The organism is Thioclava sp. JE_KL1 (assembly GCF_009296265.1).
Lineage (GTDB): Bacteria > Pseudomonadota > Alphaproteobacteria > Rhodobacterales > Rhodobacteraceae > Thioclava.
Genome location: NZ_WBJS01000065.1, coordinates 1 through 679, shown reverse-complemented (window position 1 = coordinate 679; position 679 = coordinate 1). Strand labels below are relative to the sequence as shown.

At 61.0% G+C, this 679-nt stretch carries 2 protein-coding genes; both read right to left on the bottom strand.

The genetic code is table 11. The features are described from left to right. Positions 1–311, bottom strand: a 311-nt coding sequence (locus F8R15_RS21610; protein WP_172976286.1) for an IS3 family transposase, incomplete at its 3' end; no start/stop codon positions are given. A gap of 8 nt (positions 312–319) precedes the next feature. Continuing rightward, entirely contained in the window at positions 320–613 is a 294-nt protein-coding gene (locus F8R15_RS20920) for an IS3 family transposase (protein ID WP_038142960.1), read from the bottom strand. Between the last annotated feature and the right edge of the window lie 66 nt (positions 614–679).

Here is a 679-nt window from a genome sequence, read left to right as displayed (position 1 = left end):
TAGGGATAGGTCTTGTGGCCCTTTGCGGGCCTGCTGGTGTTGGGCTTCTGGTAAATCGGCATCAGCCCCATCAGGCGCATCAGTCGCCGTATCCGCTTCTCGTTCACCAAGTGTCCGTCGTTACGCAGATGCCAGGTCATTTGCCGGACGCCGAAGAACGGGGTCTCCAGGAACTGCTCGTCGATCCGTCGCATCAGGCCGAGGTTCTGTTCGGTCTCGCCCTTGGGGGTGTAGTAGAAAGACGAGCGCGCGATCGACAGCAGCTTGCACTGCTGGCCGATCGACAGGTCCGGGTGGTGAGGCTCGATCATGCCGCGCCTCACTTCCCGCCCCAGGGCTTCAGCTTTCGTTCCAAAAAAGAGTTGGCCACCGCCAGCTCCCCGATCTTGGCGTGGAGCTCCTTCACCTGCTCCTCGTCGATCTCGGGCTTCCTGCGGCCCCCGCGCTCGAACACGCCGGACGCGCCTTCGAGCAGGGCCCGCTTCCATTGATGGATCATCGTCGGATGCACCCCGAACCGGCTCGCCAGTTCGGCCGCTGTCTCTTCACCCTTCAGGGCTTCCAGCGCGACCTTTGCCTTGAACTCGGGCGCGTGCTGCTTGCGTTTCGACATCTCTGATCTCCTTCTCGTCGAAGATCAGCAGACTGCAAATCGTAGCTTATGTCAGTGTCCGAATTT

What these genes read in the sequence shown, in the direction of transcription:
- F8R15_RS20920 (WP_038142960.1), bottom strand. Translation starts at nt 613, where the DNA reads ATGTCGAAACGCAAGCAGCACGCGCCCGAGTTCAAGGCAAAGGTCGCG.